Origin of the sequence: Achromobacter sp. 77, from assembly GCF_020541125.1 — a bacterium.
Lineage (GTDB): Bacteria > Pseudomonadota > Gammaproteobacteria > Burkholderiales > Burkholderiaceae_B > Achromobacter > Achromobacter mucicolens.
This window is the reverse complement of record NZ_CP059848.1, coordinates 2,737,227-2,754,161: the sequence shown is the minus strand read 5'-3', so window position 1 is coordinate 2,754,161 and position 16,935 is coordinate 2,737,227. Positions and strand designations below refer to the sequence as shown.

The following is a 16,935-nucleotide window of genomic DNA, read 5'->3' as shown; positions in this document are numbered from 1 at the left end:
CATCTTTCGATGCGCCCACTTCCTTCGCGGGGAAGAGGTCAACCGCCCAGGTAAGCCTTGCGGACCTGATCGTTGACCAGCAGATTGGCGCCGGTGTCCTGTAGGACCACGCGGCCGTTTTCCAGCACGTAGCCGCGGTCCGCCACGCCCAGCGCCTTGTTCGCATTCTGCTCGACCAGGAACACGGTCACGCCCTGCTCCCGGATCTCGCGGATGATGTCGAAGATCTGGGCGATCACCAGCGGGGCCAGGCCCAGCGTCGGTTCGTCCAGCAACAGCAGGCGCGGCCGGGTCATCAGCGCGCGGCCGATGGCCAGCATCTGCTGCTCGCCGCCCGACATCAGGCCGGCGCGCTGGCTGGCGCGCTCTTTCAAGCGCGGGAACAAGCCGTAGACGTGGTCGATGCCCGCCTCGATCTCGTCGCGCTTGGAAAAGAAGCCGCCCATCATCAGGTTCTCGGCGACGGTCAGGTCCTTGAACACGCGACGGCCTTCAGGCGAAATGGCGATGCCACTGCGCATGATGTGGTGCGTGTCCTTGTTCGTGATGTCTTCGCCTTCGAACGTGATCTTGCCTTCGCGCGCACGCGGATTGCCGCAGACCGTCATCAGCAGCGTCGTCTTGCCCGCGCCGTTGGCGCCGATCAGCGTGACGATCTCGCCCTTGTTCACGTCGACCGACACGCCGTTCAATGCCTGGATGGCGCCGTAGAAGGTGTGTATGTTTTCCAGCTTGAGCATCATTCCTCCCCCAGATACGCCTTGATGACGCGCTCGTCGTTGCGCACCTGATCTGGGGTGCCGGTCGTGATGGGCTTGCCGTGTTCCATGACCAGAATCCGGTCCGAAATGCCCATGATGAGGCTCATGTCGTGCTCGATCAGCAGCACTGCAACGCCAAACTCGCGCCGCAGCTGGTCGATGAGCGATTGCAGGTCGCGCTTTTCTTGCGGATTCAGACCCGCCGCGGGTTCGTCCAGCATCAAGAGGCGCGGCTTGGTGATCATGCAGCGCGCGATCTCCAGGCGCCGCTGGTGGCCGTAGGCCAGATTGCCGGCTTCGCGGTTGGCGAATTCCCGCAAGCCCATGAAGTCCAGCCACTGCGCCGCGCGGGACAGCGCCTCGGATTCGGACTGGCGATAGCCCTTGGTCTTGAGCAGCCCCGGCAACAGGCGCGATTCGACCTGCGTGTGCTGCGCAACCAGCAGGTTTTCCAGCACCGTGAGCTGCTTGAACAGGCGCACGTTCTGGAACGTGCGCACCAGGCCGTGGCGCGCCACCTTGTGGCTGGCAAGACCCGTGATGGGCTTGCCGTCCATGATGATCTCGCCGGCGGTGGGTGCATAGAACCCGCCCACGCAGTTGAAGACGGTGGTCTTGCCGGCGCCGTTCGGGCCGATGATGGCAAAGACCTCATCGGTCATGACCTCGAAACCCACGCTATCGACGGCCAGGAGGCCGCCGAACCGCATGGTCAGGCCGGATACTTTCAGCAATGCCTCGCTCATTTAGCCAGCTCCACGTGGGGACGCTTCATGGGCAACAACCCCTGCGGACGCCACATCATCATCAACACCATCACCAGACCGAACATCAGCATCCGGTATTCGGCGAACTCGCGCGCCAGTTCGGGCAGCACGGTCAGCAGGATGGCAGCGAGGATCACGCCTACCTGAGAACCCATGCCCCCCAGCACCACGATCGCCAGGATCAGCGCGGATTCGATGAACGTGAAGGACTCCGGATTTACCATGCCCTGCCGCGCCGCGAAGAACGCGCCGCCAAAGCCGGCAAACATGGCGCCCAGCGTGAACGCGGACAGCTTGATGCGCGTGGGGTTCAGGCCCAACGAACGGCAGGCGATCTCGTCCTCGCGCAGCGCCTCCCAGGCGCGGCCGACCGGCATGCGGATCAGGCGCGTGGACACGAACAGCGTCACCAGCGCCAGCAGCAGCGCCATCATGTACAGATAGATGACCATGTCCTGGTTCTGGAACGTCAGCCCGAAGAAGTCGTGGAATGTCGTGTCGCCCTCGGTGCTGGCGCGGCGCGTCATTTCCAAGCCGAAGAACGTGGGCTTCGGGATACCGGAAATCCCGTCCGGACCGCCGGTGACCGTATTCAGGTTGATCAGCAGCAGACGGATGATTTCACCGAAACCCAGCGTCACGATGGCCAGGTAGTCGCCGCGCAGCCGCAACACGGGAAAGCCCAGCACAAAGCCGAACAGCGCGGACATGGCGCCGGCAAACGGCAGCGCTTCCCAGAAGCTCCAGCCGCCCCAGTGGTAGAGCAGTGCGTAGGTATAGGCGCCCACCGCGTAAAAGCCCACGAAGCCCAGGTCCAGCAGCCCCGCAAAACCCACCACGATGTTCAGGCCCAGGCCCAGCATCACGTAGATCAGCACCAGCGTGGCGATGTCCACGGAGCTGCGCCCCGCGAAGAACGGCCAGATCACCGCGATGGCCAGCAGCAAGATCATCAGCGGCTTGTGGTTCCTGGCCGGGGCCGAGGACAGCGTCGGCAGGCTGGTCTTGAGCTTTTTGAACGGAATGGCCAGCCAGGGCCGCAGCAGCTGGAAGACGAACACCACGGCGGCGGCCAGCGCCACCAGCGACCAGTTCGACTCCATCGACGTGCGCGCACCCTGGCGGATGAGCTGCAGGCCAAAGACCGGGGTGACGATGACCGCCGTCAGCACGGCCGCCATCGTGGCGTTTTTGAGATTGTTGGTCGACATCAGACTTTTTCCACCTCAGGTTTGCCCAGCAGCCCGGTGGGACGGAACAGCAGAATCAGGACCAGCAGCGAAAACGCCACGATGTCCTTGTACTGCGACGAGATGTATGCGGCCGCGAAGGTCTCGGCCAGGCCCAGCAGCACGCCGCCCAGCATGGCGCCGGGAATGCTGCCGATACCGCCCAGCACCGCCGCCGTGAAGGCCTTGATGCCGGCCAGAAAGCCGATGAAGGGATTGAGCTTGCCGATGGTGATGGCGATCAGCACGCCGCCCACCGCCGCCAGGATCGCGCCCATCACGAACGTGAACGAGATCACGCGGTTGGTGTCGATGCCCAGCAGATTGGCCATGTGCATGTCCTGCGAGCAGGCTCGCGAGGCGCGGCCCATGCGGGAGTACTTGATGAACAGCGTCAGCCCGATCATCAGCACCACGGTGACCACGATGATCATGATGCGCGAATACGGCACCGTCACGTCGAAGTCCGATCCCATGTGGAACTGCACGGCGCCGGACACCAGCGAAGGCACGGCCATGTCGCGCGCGCCCTGCCCGAGGGCCACCCAGTTCTGCAGGAAGATCGACATCCCGATGGCGGAGATCAGCGCCACCAGCCGGGGGCTGCCGCGCACCGGACGATACGCCACGCGCTCGACCGAAAAGCCGTAGATGCCGGTGACCGTGATGGCCACGAGCAGCATGGCCGCGATGATGAAGGGGGTCGGCAATCCGCTATTGGTGCCGATGGCCGTCAAGGTGACCAGGCCCACATAGGCGCCGATCATATAGATTTCGCCGTGGGCGAAGTTGATCATACCGATGATGCCGTAGACCATTGTGTAGCCGATGGCGATCAACGCATAGATCGCTCCCAGGGACAATCCGTTGAAGAATTGCTGGGTCAGTTGGGGTATGAGATCAGACATGATTCTATTGCTCCAAATGGTTCCGGCCCCGGTAGAGAGACCCGGAGCCGGAAACCTGGGCGTATTTTATAAGGGCCTGTCGTCGCCGCCTTGCCGGCCGCACAGCGCTTTTGGCGCATCGCTACGCGGATTTCGGCAAGACGGAGACGGCAGGCCCTACACGCCGGCAACACGCCGGCGGGATCGCGAGTTTACAGCTGGGTCTTCTTTCCGTCCTTGTCCCATTTATAGACAGCGAACTCGAAGTCCTTCAGATCGCCCTTGGCATCGTATTCGACCTTGCCGATGCCGGTATTGAAGGTGGTCTTGTGCATGTAGTCGGCAACCTTGGCGGGATCTTCGCCAACGGCGTTGATGCTGTCGGCCAGGATCTGGACCGCGGCGTAGGCCGGCATCTGGAAGGCGCCGTCCGGATCGCGCTTGGCGTCCTTGAAGGCCTTGACGATGCTTTCGTTGCCCGGCAGCTTGGTGAAGTCGGCGGGCAGCGTCACGAGCAGGCCTTCGATGGCCGGGCCGGCGATTGCCACCAGGTCCTGGTTGGCCGTGCCTTCCGGACCCATGAACTGGACCTTCAGGCCCTGTTCACGCGACTGGCGCAGCAACAGGCCGAGCTCGGGGTGGTAGCCGCCGAAATACACCAGATCGACACCAGCCGACTTGAGCTTGGTGATGATGGCCGAGTAGTCGCTGTCACCGACGTTGATGCCTTCGAACAGCGCGACGTTGACGTTCTGCTTGGCCAGCGCGTCCTTGACCTGCGTGGCCACGCCCGAACCGTAGGTCTGCTTGTCGTGCAGCACGGCGACCTTCTGGGGCTTGAGCGTCTTGGCGATGTAGCTGGCGGCGTACGGACCTTGCTGGTCGTCGCGGCCGATCGTGCGGAAGAAGAAATGCGGCTTGATGGTGTCGGTGACCAGGGGCGACGTGGCGCCCGGGGTGATGCCGACGATGCCCTCTTCCTCGTAGACCTTCACGGCGGCAACCGTGACGCCCGAGCACGCATGGGCCACGGCAAACTTGGCGCCGGAGTTGACCACGCGGTTGGCGGCAGGCACGGCCTGCTTGGGTTCGCAGCCGTCGTCGATCAGGATGGGTTCGAGCTTCTTGCCCTTGACGCCGCCCTTGGCATTGATGGTTTCGATGGCGGTCAGCGCGCCGGCCTGGATCTGGTCGCCGTATTGCGTGTTGGGACCGGTCATGGGCTGGGGAATGCCGATCTTGATCGTGTCGGCGGCGTGCGCGGCGCCAGCCAAGGCAAGTGCCCCAAGCGCCATGGCTACCGGGGTAAGGCGATTCAGAAACTTCATGCGGAGTTCTCCAGCGAGGTTTTGAGCGGCTCTGTCCAACACGGTTTATCGGGAGAGTACCCCTATGTCCGCATTGCCCGTCGCCGGCTTCTTGGGCAAAAACACGGTGTGGCCGGTATTCTGAAAGCAAGCCGTCATACTGTCACTGCGTGTAATCCCCAATATTTCACGCGCGGCATTTAATCGTGACGCATAGGCCGCGTAAAGGCGTGAAATCAATGGAGAAATCGCAATTCCGGCGGCAAACTTGGCTGGCGTTTCGCTGGGATTTATGCTTGCCGGTTTATATGAAAAATCATTAATACGGCGTTTAATCGCATATTTAAATACAGTCCTTACGCAGGACTTACTACGACCGCATCAATTAATACTCGCGGTCATTAATAAAAACCGCGCGTCCTGCGCTGCAGGCAGCCAGGAACGCGCGGCTTCAAGAGCAAAAACAGGGGCAATCAGGCGTTCGCGGGCCTTGCCAGATTCCACATCAACGCCCGGAACGGCGCCAGCATGCTGATATTGACGACCAGCTTGATGGCCAGGTCGCCCAGCATCCACGTTACCCAGGGCGCGCCGGTGGCCGCGAACGCCACGCTGAAGAACACGGCCGTATCCAGGATGGCGCCCAGCACGCCCGACGCCAGCGGCGCGCGCCACCAACGCTGGTCGCGCAGGCGGTCGAACACCTGAATATCGACAAGCTGCGCACATATATAGGCCAATCCCGACGCCAGCGCGATGCGGGGAGACGCCACCCACACCGACACCGCGAGCGCGGCGGCAAAGCCGAACCACACCACACGCCGGGCCGCGGCCGGACCAAAGCGGCGGTTCAAGACGTCGGTGACCAGGAAAGCTACCGGGTAGGACAGCCCGCCCCACGTGAGCCAATCGTTAAGCGGCACCTGCACCAGGATGTTGGAGCCGACCACCACGGCCAGCATGCACAGCACCGAGATGCCGAACTGCAGGCGGGTCATGGCGGGAAAGCGCGCGGCGGCCGTGGTCATCGCGCGCACTCCGGCGCGCACCGCGGCTGACGGCGACCGCCCGCCGAACGGCCTTTCACGGCCCCTTCTTGCCCACATTGACGTGTCCTGGCCACAACACCTGGCATGTTCCGAGTCGCGGCCGCGAACACGCCACGCGCGATGCGTGCGGACCCGCTGGCAAAGGCGCGCGCGATGCGCGTCCCGCATGGCCGCGGTGCCCGCGCATCCTGGTTAATGTCAATGACATGAACGCCCCTGGCGGCGCATACTCTGCGGGCCTGCCGCGAGGCCCGCGCGGCCGTCCCGCAGCCATCGCCAATGAACGCAATCGAAAGTTCGTTTTCCATAGGCGGCGATTGTAAACGGTCGGCTCCCTGCACAAGGAATCGCAAAATGTTCGTTCGCGCCTAAAACGCGCAATTTGACAGGCGTTTGTAGGGATGTGAAAGTCACGGTTTTGTCACAAACAATTCATAAGGTGTCGTGTTTCATGCGGCCGGACAACCCGTTCGCAACACGCCCAACTGGAGAACCTTTTATGCGATCCCATCGTATTGCACTGACCTTTGCCGCCATCATGACGGCTTTCGCCGGCGCTTCCGCGCAAGCAGCCACCGAGATCCAGTTCTGGCATTCGATGGAAGGCGCTCTGGGCGACCGCGTCAACGGCCTGGTCGACGAATTCAACAAGAAGAACCCCGACTACCAGGTCAAGGCCATCTACAAGGGCAACTACGGTGAATCCATGAACGCCGGCATCGCCGCGTTCCGCGCCGGCAACGCCCCGGACATCCTGCAGGTCTTTGAAGTCGGCACCGCCACCATGATGTACGCCAAGGGCGCCATCAAGCCGGTGCAGCAGATGTCCGAAGAAGCCGGCAACCCGATCGATCCGAAGGAATTCATCGGCGCCGTGGCCGGCTATTACTCGTCGGCCGACGGCAAGCTGGTGTCGATGCCGTTCAACAGCTCGACCGTCGTCTTCTACTACAACAAGGACGCCTTCAAGAAGGCTGGCCTGGACGCCGACAATCCCCCCAAGACTTGGGAAGAACTGGCCGCCGCCGGCCAGAAGCTGAAGGCCGCTGGCCAGGAATGCGGCTACACCACGTCGTGGCCGTCCTGGACCCAGCTCGAGACCTTCTCGGCCTGGCATAACGTGCCGTACGCCACCAAGGACAACGGCTTCGGCGGCCTGGATGCGCGCATCGCCATCAACACCCCGCTGCACGTGCGCCACCTCGAGAACCTCGCCAAGCTCGGCAAGGAAGGCATCTTCATGTACGGCGGCCGCGGCGACGAGCCCAACTCGCTGTTCATCAGCGGCAAGTGCGCCATGATCACCGGTTCGTCCGGCCTGCGCGCCAACATCGCCAAGAACGCCAAGTTCGAGTTCGGCACCTCCACGCTGCCCTACTACGCCGACGTGAAAGGCGCGCCGCAGAACACCATCATCGGCGGCGCCTCGCTGTGGGTCTTCGCCAACAAGAAGCCCGAAACCTACAAGGGCGTGACCGCGTTCTTCAAGTTCCTGGCCAGCCCCGAAATCGCCGCCCGCTGGCACCAGCAGACCGGCTACGTGCCCGTCACCAAGGCCGCGTACGAGCTGACCAAGAAGGAAGGCTTCTACGACAAGAACCCGGGCACCGAAGTGGGCGTCAAGCAATTGAACGTCGAAACCACCGCCCAATCGCGCGGTCTGCGTCTGGGCTTCCTGCCCCAGATCCGCGAGATCGAGGACGCTGAAATCGAACGCATCGTCTCGGGCAAGGTTGCCCCCAAGGACGGCGCCGAGAACATCGTCAAGCGCGGCAACGAGCTGCTGGAAAAGTTCGAGAAGAGTGTAAAGTAACGCCCTTTCGCGCGGCTTGACCGCCGCCTTGTCAATCGGCATTTTCCATGCCGTGACAAGGACCCTGTTGCGACAAGGACAAACGAGGCTTAAAGCCCTGGTTTTTAAGGGGCTTTAAGCCTATCGTGTTTTTATGAGTGCCGGTGCTTTCGGGCTCCGGGCGCCACGCGCGGCACGCGCGCTGGCGGTTTCAGGCGGCGGTTATTTCAACCGCCGCTTTTCTGTACCTTGGGTTCCCCCTATGGAAAAACGCGTTGTATTCGGGCACAAGACCTTGCCCTATCTGCTGCTCCTGCCGCAGCTGATCATTACCGTGGTGTTCTTCTTCCTGCCCGCCGGACAAGCCATGTGGCAGTCCATGCGCCTTGAAGATCCCTTCGGTCTGTCCTCGCAATTCGTCGGCCTGGACAACTTCATGGACCTGTTCTCGCAACAGGCCTACCTGGATTCGTTCCGCGTCACCGCCGTGTTCTCGGTGCTGGTGGCCGGCGTGGGCCTTGGCGTGTCGCTGGTGCTGGCCGTGATGGCCGATCGCGTGATCCGCGGCGCCGGGCTCTACAAGACCCTGCTCATCTGGCCGTATGCCGTGGCGCCCGCCGTCGTCGGGGTGCTGTGGCTGTTCCTGTTTTCGCCTTCCGTCGGCATCCTGGCCGTAGCCCTGCGCAAGTCGGGCGTGGACTGGAACCCGCGCCTTGACGGCAACCAGGCCATGGTCCTGGTGATCGTCGCCGCGGTCTGGAAGCAGGTGTCGTACAACTTCCTGTTCTTCCTGGCCGGCCTGCAATCGATCCCGCGCTCGCTGATCGAAGCCGCCGCCATCGACGGCGCCAGCCCCGCGCGCCGCTTCTGGACCATCGTCTTCCCGCTGCTGTCGCCCACCACGTTCTTCCTGCTGGTGGTCAACATCATCTATGCATTCTTCGACACCTTCGCCGTGATCGACACGACGACGCAGGGCGGGCCCGGCACGTCGACCTCGATCCTGGTCTACAAGGTGTACAGCGACGGCTTCCGCGGCCTGGACCTCGGTTCGTCCGCCGCCCAGTCCGTCGTCCTGATGTTCATTGTGGTTGCCTTGACGGTCGTGCAGTTCCGCTACGTCGACCGCAAAGTGCAGTACTGATTTTGTTCGAGGCTGATAACAATGGTTGAACGCCGTCCCTGGCTGGATATTCTGGCCCACGTCATTCTGCTCTGCGGCGTGGCGATGGTGGCATTTCCGCTCTACGTCACTTTCGTCGCGTCCACCCAGACCGCGCAGGAAGTCGCTCAAGCGCCGATGTCCCTGATTCCCGGTCCGCACTTCGTGGACAACTACATGAAGGCCCTCTTCGGCGGCTCGTCGGGCGGGTCGTCCGGCGCGCCCGTGGGCCGCATGATGTACGTGAGCCTGATCATGGCGCTGGCAATCTCGATCGGCAAGATCGCGATCTCGCTGCTGTCGGCATTCGCGGTCGTGTACTTCCGCTTCCCCGGCCGCATGTTCTTTTTCTGGATGATCTTCGTCACGCTCATGCTGCCGGTCGAAGTCCGCATCGCGCCCACCTACAAGGTCGTGGCCGATCTGGGCCTGCTCAACAGCTATGCGGGCCTGACCTTGCCGCTGATCGCGTCGGCCACGGCCACGTTCCTGTTCCGCCAGTTCTTCCTGACGGTGCCGGACGAGCTCATCGAGGCCGCCCGCATCGACGGCGCGGGGCCCGTGCGGTTCTTCCGCGACGTGCTGCTGCCCCTGTCCAAGACCAGCATCGCCGCACTGTTCGTGATCCAGTTCATCTACGGCTGGAACCAATACCTGTGGCCGCTGCTGGTTACCACGCAGGAAGACATGTATCCCGTCGTCATCGGCATCAAGCGGATGATCAGCGGCGGCGACAGCGTGACCGAATGGAACATCACCATGGCCACCGCCATGCTCGCGATGATCCCGCCGGCGCTGGTCGTCATCCTGATGCAGAAATGGTTCGTCAAGGGTCTGGTCGACACTGAGAAGTAACGCCGCCCCACCCGCGCCCACCCGAACACGACTCTGAACACGAATAACTCATGGCTACTCTCAGCTTCCGCAACGTCAAGAAAACCTACGCCGGCAACGTGCCGGTCATCCATGGCATCGACATGGATGTCAAGGATGGCGAATTCATCGTCATCGTCGGCCCCTCGGGCTGCGGCAAGTCCACGCTGATGCGCATGGTCGCCGGCCTGGAAACCGTGACCAGCGGCGACATCGTCATTGACGACAAGGTCGTCAACACGCTGGAACCCGCCGAGCGCGACATCGCGATGGTGTTCCAGAACTACGCGCTCTACCCGCACATGACCGTGTTCGAGAACATGGCCTACGGCTTGAAGATCCGCAAGTTCTCCAAGGATGAAATCAAGAAGCGCGTCGACGCCGCCGCGCAGATCCTGGAACTGGGACACCTCTTGGACCGCCGTCCGCGCGCCCTCTCGGGCGGCCAGCGCCAGCGCGTGGCCATGGGCCGCGCCATCGTGCGCGAACCCAAGGTGTTCCTGTTCGACGAGCCGCTGTCCAACCTGGACGCCAAGCTGCGCGTGGCGATGCGCCTTGAAATCATGAAGCTGCACCGCCGCCTGGGCACCACCAGCCTGTACGTGACGCACGATCAGGTCGAGGCCATGACGCTGGCGCACCGCATGATCGTCATGTACCAGGGCGTGCCCGAGCAGATCGGCACCCCGATGGAAGTCTTCGAAAAGCCCGCGTCGACGTTCGTGGCCGGCTTCATCGGCTCGCCGCCCATGAACCTCATGGAAGTCCAGGTGTCCGGCGACGGCACTGTGCAGACCGCCGACGGCAACCAGCTCGAGATCTCGCCGCTGCAGGTGCCTTCGCAGGTTCGCGGCCGCAAGGTCATCATGGGCATGCGCCCCGAGCACATGCTGTTGAACACGCAGGGCATCCCCGCCGAAGTCGAAATGGTCGAGACACTGGGTTCGGAACAGCTTGTGCACTGCCGCTGCGGCAAGAGCACGCTGGTCGTGCGCTGCACGACGCGCCAGCTGTCCGAGTCGTCCGCCAAGGTCGGCATGCAGGTCAACGTGGGCCCGGACGGCCGCCATCCGCTGCACTGGTTCGAGGCCGACACCGGCCGCCGCGTCCAGGGACTGTAAGCGGCGGGGCCTCTGCCCCCTGCCCCTGAGGCGCAATAACAAACCGGGCCGCAAGCAGATCGCTTGCGGCCCGGTTTTTTTGCGGCGGGCCGGTAGCGGCCCGCCACACTGCGCTTTACTTGTAGACGGTCTTGGAGCCGTCCTTGTGCCAGGTGAACACGTCGAACTCGAAGTTCGTCAGGTCACCCTGCTTGTTCCACGACACCTTGCCGATCGGCGTATCGAAGGAATTGGCATGCAGGTACTTGGCGACCTTGGTCGGATCGTCGGAACCCGCGCCCTTGATGCCGTCCGCGATGACCTGCGTGGCGGCGTAGGCCGTCATCTGGAAAGCGCCGCTGGGATTGCGCTTTTTCGCCTGGAACGCCTTGACGATGTCGGCGTTGGCGGCGTTCTGCGTGAAGTCGGCCGGCAGCGTCAGCAGCATGCCTTCGACGGCGTCGCCCGCGATGGCGTTGATGTCCGGGTTGCCCGTGCCTTCCGGACCCATCCACTTGGCCTTCACGCCCTGCTCGGCCGCCTGGCGCAGCAGCAGGCCCATTTCGGGGTGGTAGCCGCCGTAATAGACGAAGTCCACGCCCTGGCTCTTGAGCTTGGTGATGACTGCCGAGTAGTCGCTGTCGCCGGCGTTGATGCCTTCAAACACGGCGACGGTCACGCCGCCCTTTTCCAGGTCGTTCTTGACCGCGGTGGCGATGCCCTGGCCATACGACTGCTTGTCGTGCAGCACGGCGACCTTCTTGGGCTTGATCTTGTCCAGGATGAACTTGGCGGCGGCGGGGCCCTGCTGGTCGTCGCGGCCGATGGTGCGGAAGATGAACTCGTAGTTCTTGCCGTCGGTCAGGGCCGGCGACGTGGCCGACGGGGTGACCATGACCACGCCTTCGTTGTTGTAGATGTCGGCGGCGGCGATGGTGGCGCCCGAGCACACGTGGCCCACGACGAAACCGATCTTGCTGTTGACGACGCGGTTGGCGGCGTTGGGACCCTGCTTGGGTTCGCAGCCGTCGTCGATCACCACGGTTTCCAGCTTCTTGCCGTTGACGCCGCCGGCGGCGTTGATGCGCTCGACCGCGGTATCGACCCCTTCGCGGACCATATCGCCATACTGCGTGACCGCACCGGTGGTGGGGCCGACGACGCCGATCTTGATGGTCTGCGCGTGCGCGGCCGCGCCAAACGTCAAACCAGCGGCGACGCCCAGCGCTGCGATGACCGGGGTCAGACGGAATACTGGCTTCATGAGTGGACTCCTCGAATGACTTGTAATCGTTGATCCATCAACGGGCTGACGGCCGGATAACGTAGATGTCATGCCCGTTGGCGGGTGCATTTGCACGGCAAGCATACACTGAAATATCGCGGCTTTTGGCCGGGTTTGCGCAGGGTTTTCCGCGGTTTTGTGATGCACTGCGGCATGCTGCGAGGCACCTCGGCTTATTCCAAACGCCGTATATGCAAAAGACCATTAATTCGTTTGAGTTACTAACGCGCGGCGGCATCATGTGCCGCATGAGACTCCAACCGATAATCGTCCCGGGCTGGAAAAACTCCGGTCCCGATCACTGGCAATCCCGGTGGCAGGCCCTGTTGCCAAACGCCCGGCGGATCGAGCAGCACGACTGGGAAAACCCCTGCGCGGCCGATTGGATATCCCGTCTGACGGCCGAGGTGGACGAAGCCCGCAGTCCGGTCCTGCTCGTGGCCCACAGCCTTGGCTGCCTGATCAGCGCTTCGCTGCCGGTGCCGCTGCGCGCCAAGGTCGCCGGCGCGCTGCTGGTCGCGCCCGCCGACGTGGAACGCCCGGACACCCCGGCGTGCCTGCGCGGCTTCGCGCCCATCGCACGCCAGCCGCTCTCCTTTCAAAGCGTGGTCGTGGCCAGCGACGACGACCCCTATTGCACGCTGGAACGCGCGCATGCGTTCGCCGCGGACTGGGGCAGCCGCATCGTCGTGCTGGCTGGCGCGGGCCATATCAATGCCGAAAGCGGACTCGCCGACTGGCCGCAGGGATTGAAGCTGCTCGGGGCGCTTCGACGCCGGGCATCCTGGCGGATTCCCCCGCCGCCCAAGCGCATTCCGCCCGTGCCGCTGTACGACTTCTGACGCAAACCGCGCAAGCAAAAAAATGGCCGCCCGATCAGGGCGGCCAATATATTGGCGCGTATCGCGACGGCCGCCTCCCCGTGACGGGAAAACGGCCATCGGATTACTGCAGCAGGCTGCGCAGCATCCACGCATTCTTTTCGTGCACGTCCAGACGCTGCGTCAGCAGGTCGGCCGTGGGCTGGTCGTTGGCGGCGTCGGCCTTTTCAAAGGCAGCGCGCGCGGTCTTGGCGACCGATTCGTTGCCGTCGACCAGCAGGCGCACCATTTCCAGCGCGTCCGGCACCGAGTCCGGCTCGGCGATCGAGGACAGCTTGGCGTATTCGCGGTAAGTACCCGGCGCGTAGTGGCCCAGCGCGCGGATACGCTCGGCGATGCTGTCCAGCGCGGTCCATTCTTCGGTGTACTGCGTCATGAACATCTGATGCAGCGTGTTGAACATGGGCCCCGTGACGTTCCAGTGGAAGTTGTGCGTCATCAGGTACAGCGTGTACGAATCGGCCAGCAACTTGGACAGTTCACCGGCAACCGCGGCGCGGTCCTTGTCCGAAATACCGATGTTGATGCGCGGAACGCTCGAGGTCTTCTTGGTGGACTTGGCCATTGCTAGCTCCTATGGAAAAAGGCGGAAATAAGAATACCACTGCAAACACGACAGAACGGTTGTTGCGGCAGAGCCGTTCTCAATATGGCCTGCGACCGATTGACGCGGCGCAAAGACGCGCCGCGCACTGACGGACGCCGCCGCTCAATCCTGCACCGCGGCCGCTTCGCCGGCCAGCATCTTCACGCCCGGCAGATCGCATTCATAGACGGCCTGCGCCAGCGCCTCGATCGCCGCCAGACGCGGGAAGCTGCGCCGCCAGGCAAGCACCACGCGGCGCTCGGGCACATGCCCCTCGAACGGCAGGTAGCGCAACAGGCTGTTGGCGGGCGGGTGCTCGGGCACGGCGGTCACGGGCAGCACGGTGACGCCGATCCCGGCCGCGACCATGTGGCGAATGGTTTCGAGCGAAGAGCCTTCGAAGGTACGCTGGATGCCGTCGCTGGCCGCCGAGAAGCGCGACAGTTCGGGACAGACTTCAAGCACCTGATCGCGGAAGCAATGGCCGCTGCCCAAAAGCAGCATGGTCTGCTGCTTCAGATCCTGGGCGTCGATGGCCTTGCGCTTGGCCAGTTCATGGTCGTTGGGCACCGCCACGACGAAGGGCTCGTCGTAGAGCGGCTGCATGACCAGGCCGGCTTCGGGCAACGGCAAGGCCATGATGGCGCAATCGATTTCGCCCTGGCGCAGCAGTTCCACCAGCCGCACCGTGAAGTTTTCCTGCAGCAGCAGCGGCATCTGCGGCGTGCGCCCGATCTGCACGGGCACCAGCTTGGGCAGCAGGTACGGACCGATGGTGTGGATGACGCCAACGCGCAGCGGGCCGGCCAGCGGGTCGTGGCCTTGCCGGGCGATCTCCTTGATGCTGGCGCTTTCTTCCAGCACCTTCTGCGCCTGCGCGACGATGCGCTGGCCGATGGGCGTCACCCCGACCTCGGAGCCGCCGCGCTCGAACAGAGTCACGCCCAATTCGTCTTCCAGCTTGCGGATGGCCACGGACAGCGTCGGCTGGCTGACGAAACAGGCCTCGGCCGCGCGGCCGAAGTGCCGCTCGCGGGCGACGGCGACGATGTACTTCAGTTCGGTGAGAGTCATGGTGGACTACGCCCCCGGGGTTATGCGCCGGCTCCGAGGCCGGCGGTAGAGGATTCAAGGTGACTGTCGGGCCGCATGTCAGGTCCGCAGGAAGTCTTCGCGGCCGCGCATCCAGCGGGCCAGATGGGCCTGGACGGCGTCTGGATGCTCGGCGCGCAGCCACACGGCGGCATCGCGCGCGTCTTCGGCAATCGCGGCGTCGGTTTCCAGGTCCGCAAAGCGCAGGAGCGCCATGCCGGATTGGCGCGTTCCCAGAAATTCGCCGGGACCGCGCTGTTCAAGGTCGCGCCGCGCGATCTCAAAGCCGTCGGACGTCTCGAACATGGCGCGCAGGCGTTCTCGGGCAACCTGGGAAAGCGGCGTCTGGTAGAGCAATACGCAAACGGACTCGGCCGTGCCGCGCCCCACCCGCCCGCGCAACTGATGCAGCTGGGCAAGGCCGAAGCGCTCGGCGTGTTCGATCACCATCAACGACGCATTGGGCACGTCGACCCCGACTTCGATGACGGTCGTGGCGACCAGCAGATCGATCTCGCCGTCGCGGAAAGCCTGCATCACCGAGGCCTTCTCGGCTTGCGGCAGGCGGCCGTGGACCAGTCCGATCCGCAGGTCCGGCAGGTCGGCGCGCATGCCCTCGTAGGTGTCGACGGCGGTCTGCAGTTCAAGGGCCTCGCTTTCCTCGACCAGCGGACAGACCCAATAGGCCTGCTGGCCGCCGCGCGCCGCCTGCGCGATATGGGCAATGACCTCTTCCCGGCGCGCGTCGGAGACCAGCTTGGTCACCACGGGACTGCGTCCGGGCGGCAGCTCGTCGATCACGGACACGTCCAGATCCGCGAAGAACGTCATGGCCAGCGTGCGGGGAATGGGCGTGGCGCTCATGTTGAGCTGATGCGGCACGATGCGGCCGCGCACAGTTTCGCCCTTGCGCGTGAGGGCAAGGCGCTGGCCCACGCCGAAGCGATGCTGCTCGTCGACGATGGACAGGCCCAACCGGTGGAATTCGACATGGTCCTGGATCAGCGCCTGCGTGCCGACGACAAGCTGCACGCTGCCGTCAGCTGCCGCAGCGGCGGCTTCCCGGCGGGCCTTGGCCGAAAGGCTGCCGCTCAGCCACGCGACATTCACGCCCAGCGGCTGCAGCCAGGACACCAGCTTGCGAAAGTGCTGCTCGGCCAGGATTTCCGTTGGCGCCATCAGCGCCACCTGCGCGCCTCCTGCAATGGCCTGCGCGGCCGCGATGGCGGCCACGACGGTCTTGCCGCTGCCCACGTCGCCCTGCAATAGGCGATGCATGGGATAGGGCTTGGCAAGGTCCGCCGAAATCTCCTGCACGACACGCTGCTGCGCGCCGGTCAGCTTGAACGGCAGCGTTTCGTACAACCGGGCGACCAGGCCCCCTGCCCCGTTCTGCGCCGGCAGCGACTCGGCTTCCTTGATGCGGCGCGCCGCGCGGGCGGCAGCAAGCGACAGCTGCTGCGCCAGCAATTCGTCGAACTTGATCCGCCGCCACGCCGGGTGCACGCGATCCAGCAAGGCCTGTTCGGATTCGCCCTGCGCAGGCGTGTGCAGCGCACGGATGGCGGGCTCGAAGGGCGGCAGGTCGTAGCGGGCCCGCGCCTCATCCGGAAGGGTGTCGGACAGGTCCGCGGTATTGAGCGCCTGCGCGATGGCGCGCCGCAACGCCGGCTGCGGCAATCCTTCAGTGGTGGGGTAGACGGGCGTCAGGGCCGTCGGAAGGGGCGAATCGGCGTTGGTCAGCCGCGGATGCACCATCTCGCGTCCGAACAACCCGCCGCGCACTTCGCCCCGGGCGCGCAGCCGTTTCCCAACCGTGACTTGTTTCTGTTGGCTGGGGTAGAAGTTCAGCCAGCGCAATTGCAGTTCGCCGCTGTCGTCCGCCAAGGTCGCGGTCAGTTGGCGCCGCGGCCGGTACAGGACCTCGGATTTGGTGATCTCGCCTTCAACCTGGCCGGCAAAGCCCGGGCGAAGCGAACTAATCGGGATGACGCGCGTTTCGTCTTCGTAGCGCAGCGGCAGGTGCAGCACGAAATCCTCGGGCAGCACCAAGCCCAGGTTACGAAGCTTGCGCTCCGTATCCGTCATCGCTTTGCCGGCGCCGTTCTTGTCGGCGCCGGTACGTTTGGAGGCCACAGCTGCGGCCGGCATGTAGGAACGAACC

At 63.9% G+C, this 16,935-nt stretch carries 15 protein-coding genes; 5 read left to right on the top strand and 10 right to left on the bottom strand.

The annotated features are described in order from the left end of the window. Window positions 1-38: 38 nt before the first annotated feature. The 6 genes from H4P35_RS12745 to H4P35_RS12720 form a co-directional block, all read right to left on the bottom strand. Window positions 39-740, bottom strand: a complete 702-nt coding sequence (locus H4P35_RS12745; RefSeq protein ID WP_056317588.1) for an ABC transporter ATP-binding protein — start codon at window positions 738-740, stop codon at window positions 39-41. Further along, complete coding sequence (livG, locus tag H4P35_RS12740; protein ID WP_062841126.1) at window positions 740-1,507, bottom strand: high-affinity branched-chain amino acid ABC transporter ATP-binding protein LivG; 768 nt, start codon at window positions 1,505-1,507, stop codon at window positions 740-742. Before livG ends, H4P35_RS12745 begins: the two co-directional genes overlap by 1 nt. Next, window positions 1,504-2,739, bottom strand: a complete 1,236-nt coding sequence (locus tag H4P35_RS12735) for a high-affinity branched-chain amino acid ABC transporter permease LivM (protein WP_180099413.1) — start codon at window positions 2,737-2,739, stop codon at window positions 1,504-1,506. Before H4P35_RS12735 ends, livG begins: the two co-directional genes overlap by 4 nt. Further along, window positions 2,739-3,665: a high-affinity branched-chain amino acid ABC transporter permease LivH gene (gene livH, locus H4P35_RS12730; RefSeq protein WP_056317577.1), complete on the bottom strand. Its 927-nt coding sequence runs from the start codon at window positions 3,663-3,665 to the stop codon at window positions 2,739-2,741. Before livH ends, H4P35_RS12735 begins: the two co-directional genes overlap by 1 nt. A gap of 191 nt (window positions 3,666-3,856) precedes the next feature. Next, window positions 3,857-4,972, bottom strand: coding sequence for a high-affinity branched-chain amino acid ABC transporter substrate-binding protein (locus tag H4P35_RS12725; protein WP_063954948.1), 1,116 nt, complete (start codon window positions 4,970-4,972; stop codon window positions 3,857-3,859). Window positions 4,973-5,424: 452 nt separating this feature from the next. Then, window positions 5,425-5,979 carry a queuosine precursor transporter gene (locus H4P35_RS12720; protein WP_180099412.1) on the bottom strand — a complete coding sequence of 185 codons (555 nt, stop codon included), beginning with the start codon at window positions 5,977-5,979 and terminating at the stop codon, window positions 5,425-5,427. 520 nt (window positions 5,980-6,499) lie between these two features. On the opposite strand from H4P35_RS12720, the gene ugpB reads away from it, so the two are divergent. From ugpB to H4P35_RS12700, 4 genes are all read left to right on the top strand, one after another. Then, a complete protein-coding gene (gene ugpB, locus H4P35_RS12715) occupies window positions 6,500-7,813 on the top strand; it encodes a sn-glycerol-3-phosphate ABC transporter substrate-binding protein UgpB (protein WP_128829267.1) in 1,314 nt (437 codons plus the stop codon). Window positions 7,814-8,054: 241 nt separating this feature from the next. After that, entirely contained in the window at window positions 8,055-8,936 is an 882-nt protein-coding gene (gene ugpA / locus H4P35_RS12710; protein ID WP_152384377.1) for a sn-glycerol-3-phosphate ABC transporter permease UgpA, read from the top strand. A gap of 21 nt (window positions 8,937-8,957) precedes the next feature. Next, the gene (ugpE, locus tag H4P35_RS12705; RefSeq protein WP_056317563.1) at window positions 8,958-9,809 is read left to right on the top strand and encodes a sn-glycerol-3-phosphate ABC transporter permease UgpE; all 852 of its coding nucleotides are present in this window, start codon (window positions 8,958-8,960) and stop codon (window positions 9,807-9,809) included. Between the two features lie 50 nt (window positions 9,810-9,859). Continuing rightward, window positions 9,860-10,948, top strand: coding sequence for a sn-glycerol-3-phosphate import ATP-binding protein UgpC (locus H4P35_RS12700; RefSeq protein WP_062841130.1), 1,089 nt, complete (start codon window positions 9,860-9,862; stop codon window positions 10,946-10,948). Between the two features lie 115 nt (window positions 10,949-11,063). On the opposite strand, the gene H4P35_RS12695 is transcribed toward H4P35_RS12700, so the two are convergent. Then, the gene (locus tag H4P35_RS12695; RefSeq protein ID WP_056317555.1) at window positions 11,064-12,191 is read right to left on the bottom strand and encodes a branched-chain amino acid ABC transporter substrate-binding protein; all 1,128 of its coding nucleotides are present in this window, start codon (window positions 12,189-12,191) and stop codon (window positions 11,064-11,066) included. A 269-nt stretch (window positions 12,192-12,460) separates the two neighbouring features. On the opposite strand from H4P35_RS12695, the gene H4P35_RS12690 reads away from it, so the two are divergent. Continuing rightward, window positions 12,461-13,054, top strand: a complete 594-nt coding sequence (locus H4P35_RS12690; protein ID WP_226849275.1) for an alpha/beta hydrolase — start codon at window positions 12,461-12,463, stop codon at window positions 13,052-13,054. 103 nt (window positions 13,055-13,157) lie between these two features. On the opposite strand, the gene H4P35_RS12685 is transcribed toward H4P35_RS12690, so the two are convergent. From H4P35_RS12685 to recG, 3 genes are all read right to left on the bottom strand, one after another. Further along, window positions 13,158-13,658, bottom strand: a complete 501-nt coding sequence (locus H4P35_RS12685; RefSeq protein WP_056317547.1) for a Dps family protein — start codon at window positions 13,656-13,658, stop codon at window positions 13,158-13,160. 144 nt (window positions 13,659-13,802) lie between these two features. Further along, entirely contained in the window at window positions 13,803-14,753 is a 951-nt protein-coding gene (locus H4P35_RS12680; RefSeq protein ID WP_063954940.1) for a LysR substrate-binding domain-containing protein, read from the bottom strand. Window positions 14,754-14,831: 78 nt separating this feature from the next. Beyond that, window positions 14,832-16,922: an ATP-dependent DNA helicase RecG gene (recG, locus tag H4P35_RS12675; RefSeq protein WP_128830054.1), complete on the bottom strand. Its 2,091-nt coding sequence runs from the start codon at window positions 16,920-16,922 to the stop codon at window positions 14,832-14,834. Window positions 16,923-16,935 lie beyond the last annotated feature (13 nt).

Excerpts from the sequence above, each read along its gene's own strand:
- H4P35_RS12745 (WP_056317588.1), bottom strand. The coding sequence starts at position 740 with ATGCTCAAGCTGGAAAACATACACACCTTCTACGGCGCCATCCAGGCA.
- livG (WP_062841126.1), bottom strand. The coding sequence starts at position 1,507 with ATGAGCGAGGCATTGCTGAAAGTATCCGGCCTGACCATGCGGTTCGGC.
- H4P35_RS12735 (WP_180099413.1), bottom strand. The coding sequence starts at position 2,739 with ATGTCGACCAACAATCTCAAAAACGCCACGATGGCGGCCGTGCTGACG.
- livH (WP_056317577.1), bottom strand. The coding sequence starts at position 3,665 with ATGTCTGATCTCATACCCCAACTGACCCAGCAATTCTTCAACGGATTG.
- H4P35_RS12725 (WP_063954948.1), bottom strand. The coding sequence starts at position 4,972 with ATGAAGTTTCTGAATCGCCTTACCCCGGTAGCCATGGCGCTTGGGGCA.
- H4P35_RS12720 (WP_180099412.1), bottom strand. The coding sequence starts at position 5,979 with ATGACCACGGCCGCCGCGCGCTTTCCCGCCATGACCCGCCTGCAGTTC.
- ugpB (WP_128829267.1), top strand. The coding sequence starts at position 6,500 with ATGCGATCCCATCGTATTGCACTGACCTTTGCCGCCATCATGACGGCT.
- ugpA (WP_152384377.1), top strand. The coding sequence starts at position 8,055 with ATGGAAAAACGCGTTGTATTCGGGCACAAGACCTTGCCCTATCTGCTG.
- ugpE (WP_056317563.1), top strand. The coding sequence starts at position 8,958 with ATGGTTGAACGCCGTCCCTGGCTGGATATTCTGGCCCACGTCATTCTG.
- H4P35_RS12700 (WP_062841130.1), top strand. The coding sequence starts at position 9,860 with ATGGCTACTCTCAGCTTCCGCAACGTCAAGAAAACCTACGCCGGCAAC.
- H4P35_RS12695 (WP_056317555.1), bottom strand. The coding sequence starts at position 12,191 with ATGAAGCCAGTATTCCGTCTGACCCCGGTCATCGCAGCGCTGGGCGTC.
- H4P35_RS12690 (WP_226849275.1), top strand. The coding sequence starts at position 12,461 with ATGAGACTCCAACCGATAATCGTCCCGGGCTGGAAAAACTCCGGTCCC.
- H4P35_RS12685 (WP_056317547.1), bottom strand. The coding sequence starts at position 13,658 with ATGGCCAAGTCCACCAAGAAGACCTCGAGCGTTCCGCGCATCAACATC.
- H4P35_RS12680 (WP_063954940.1), bottom strand. The coding sequence starts at position 14,753 with ATGACTCTCACCGAACTGAAGTACATCGTCGCCGTCGCCCGCGAGCGG.
- recG (WP_128830054.1), bottom strand. The coding sequence starts at position 16,922 with ATGCCGGCCGCAGCTGTGGCCTCCAAACGTACCGGCGCCGACAAGAAC.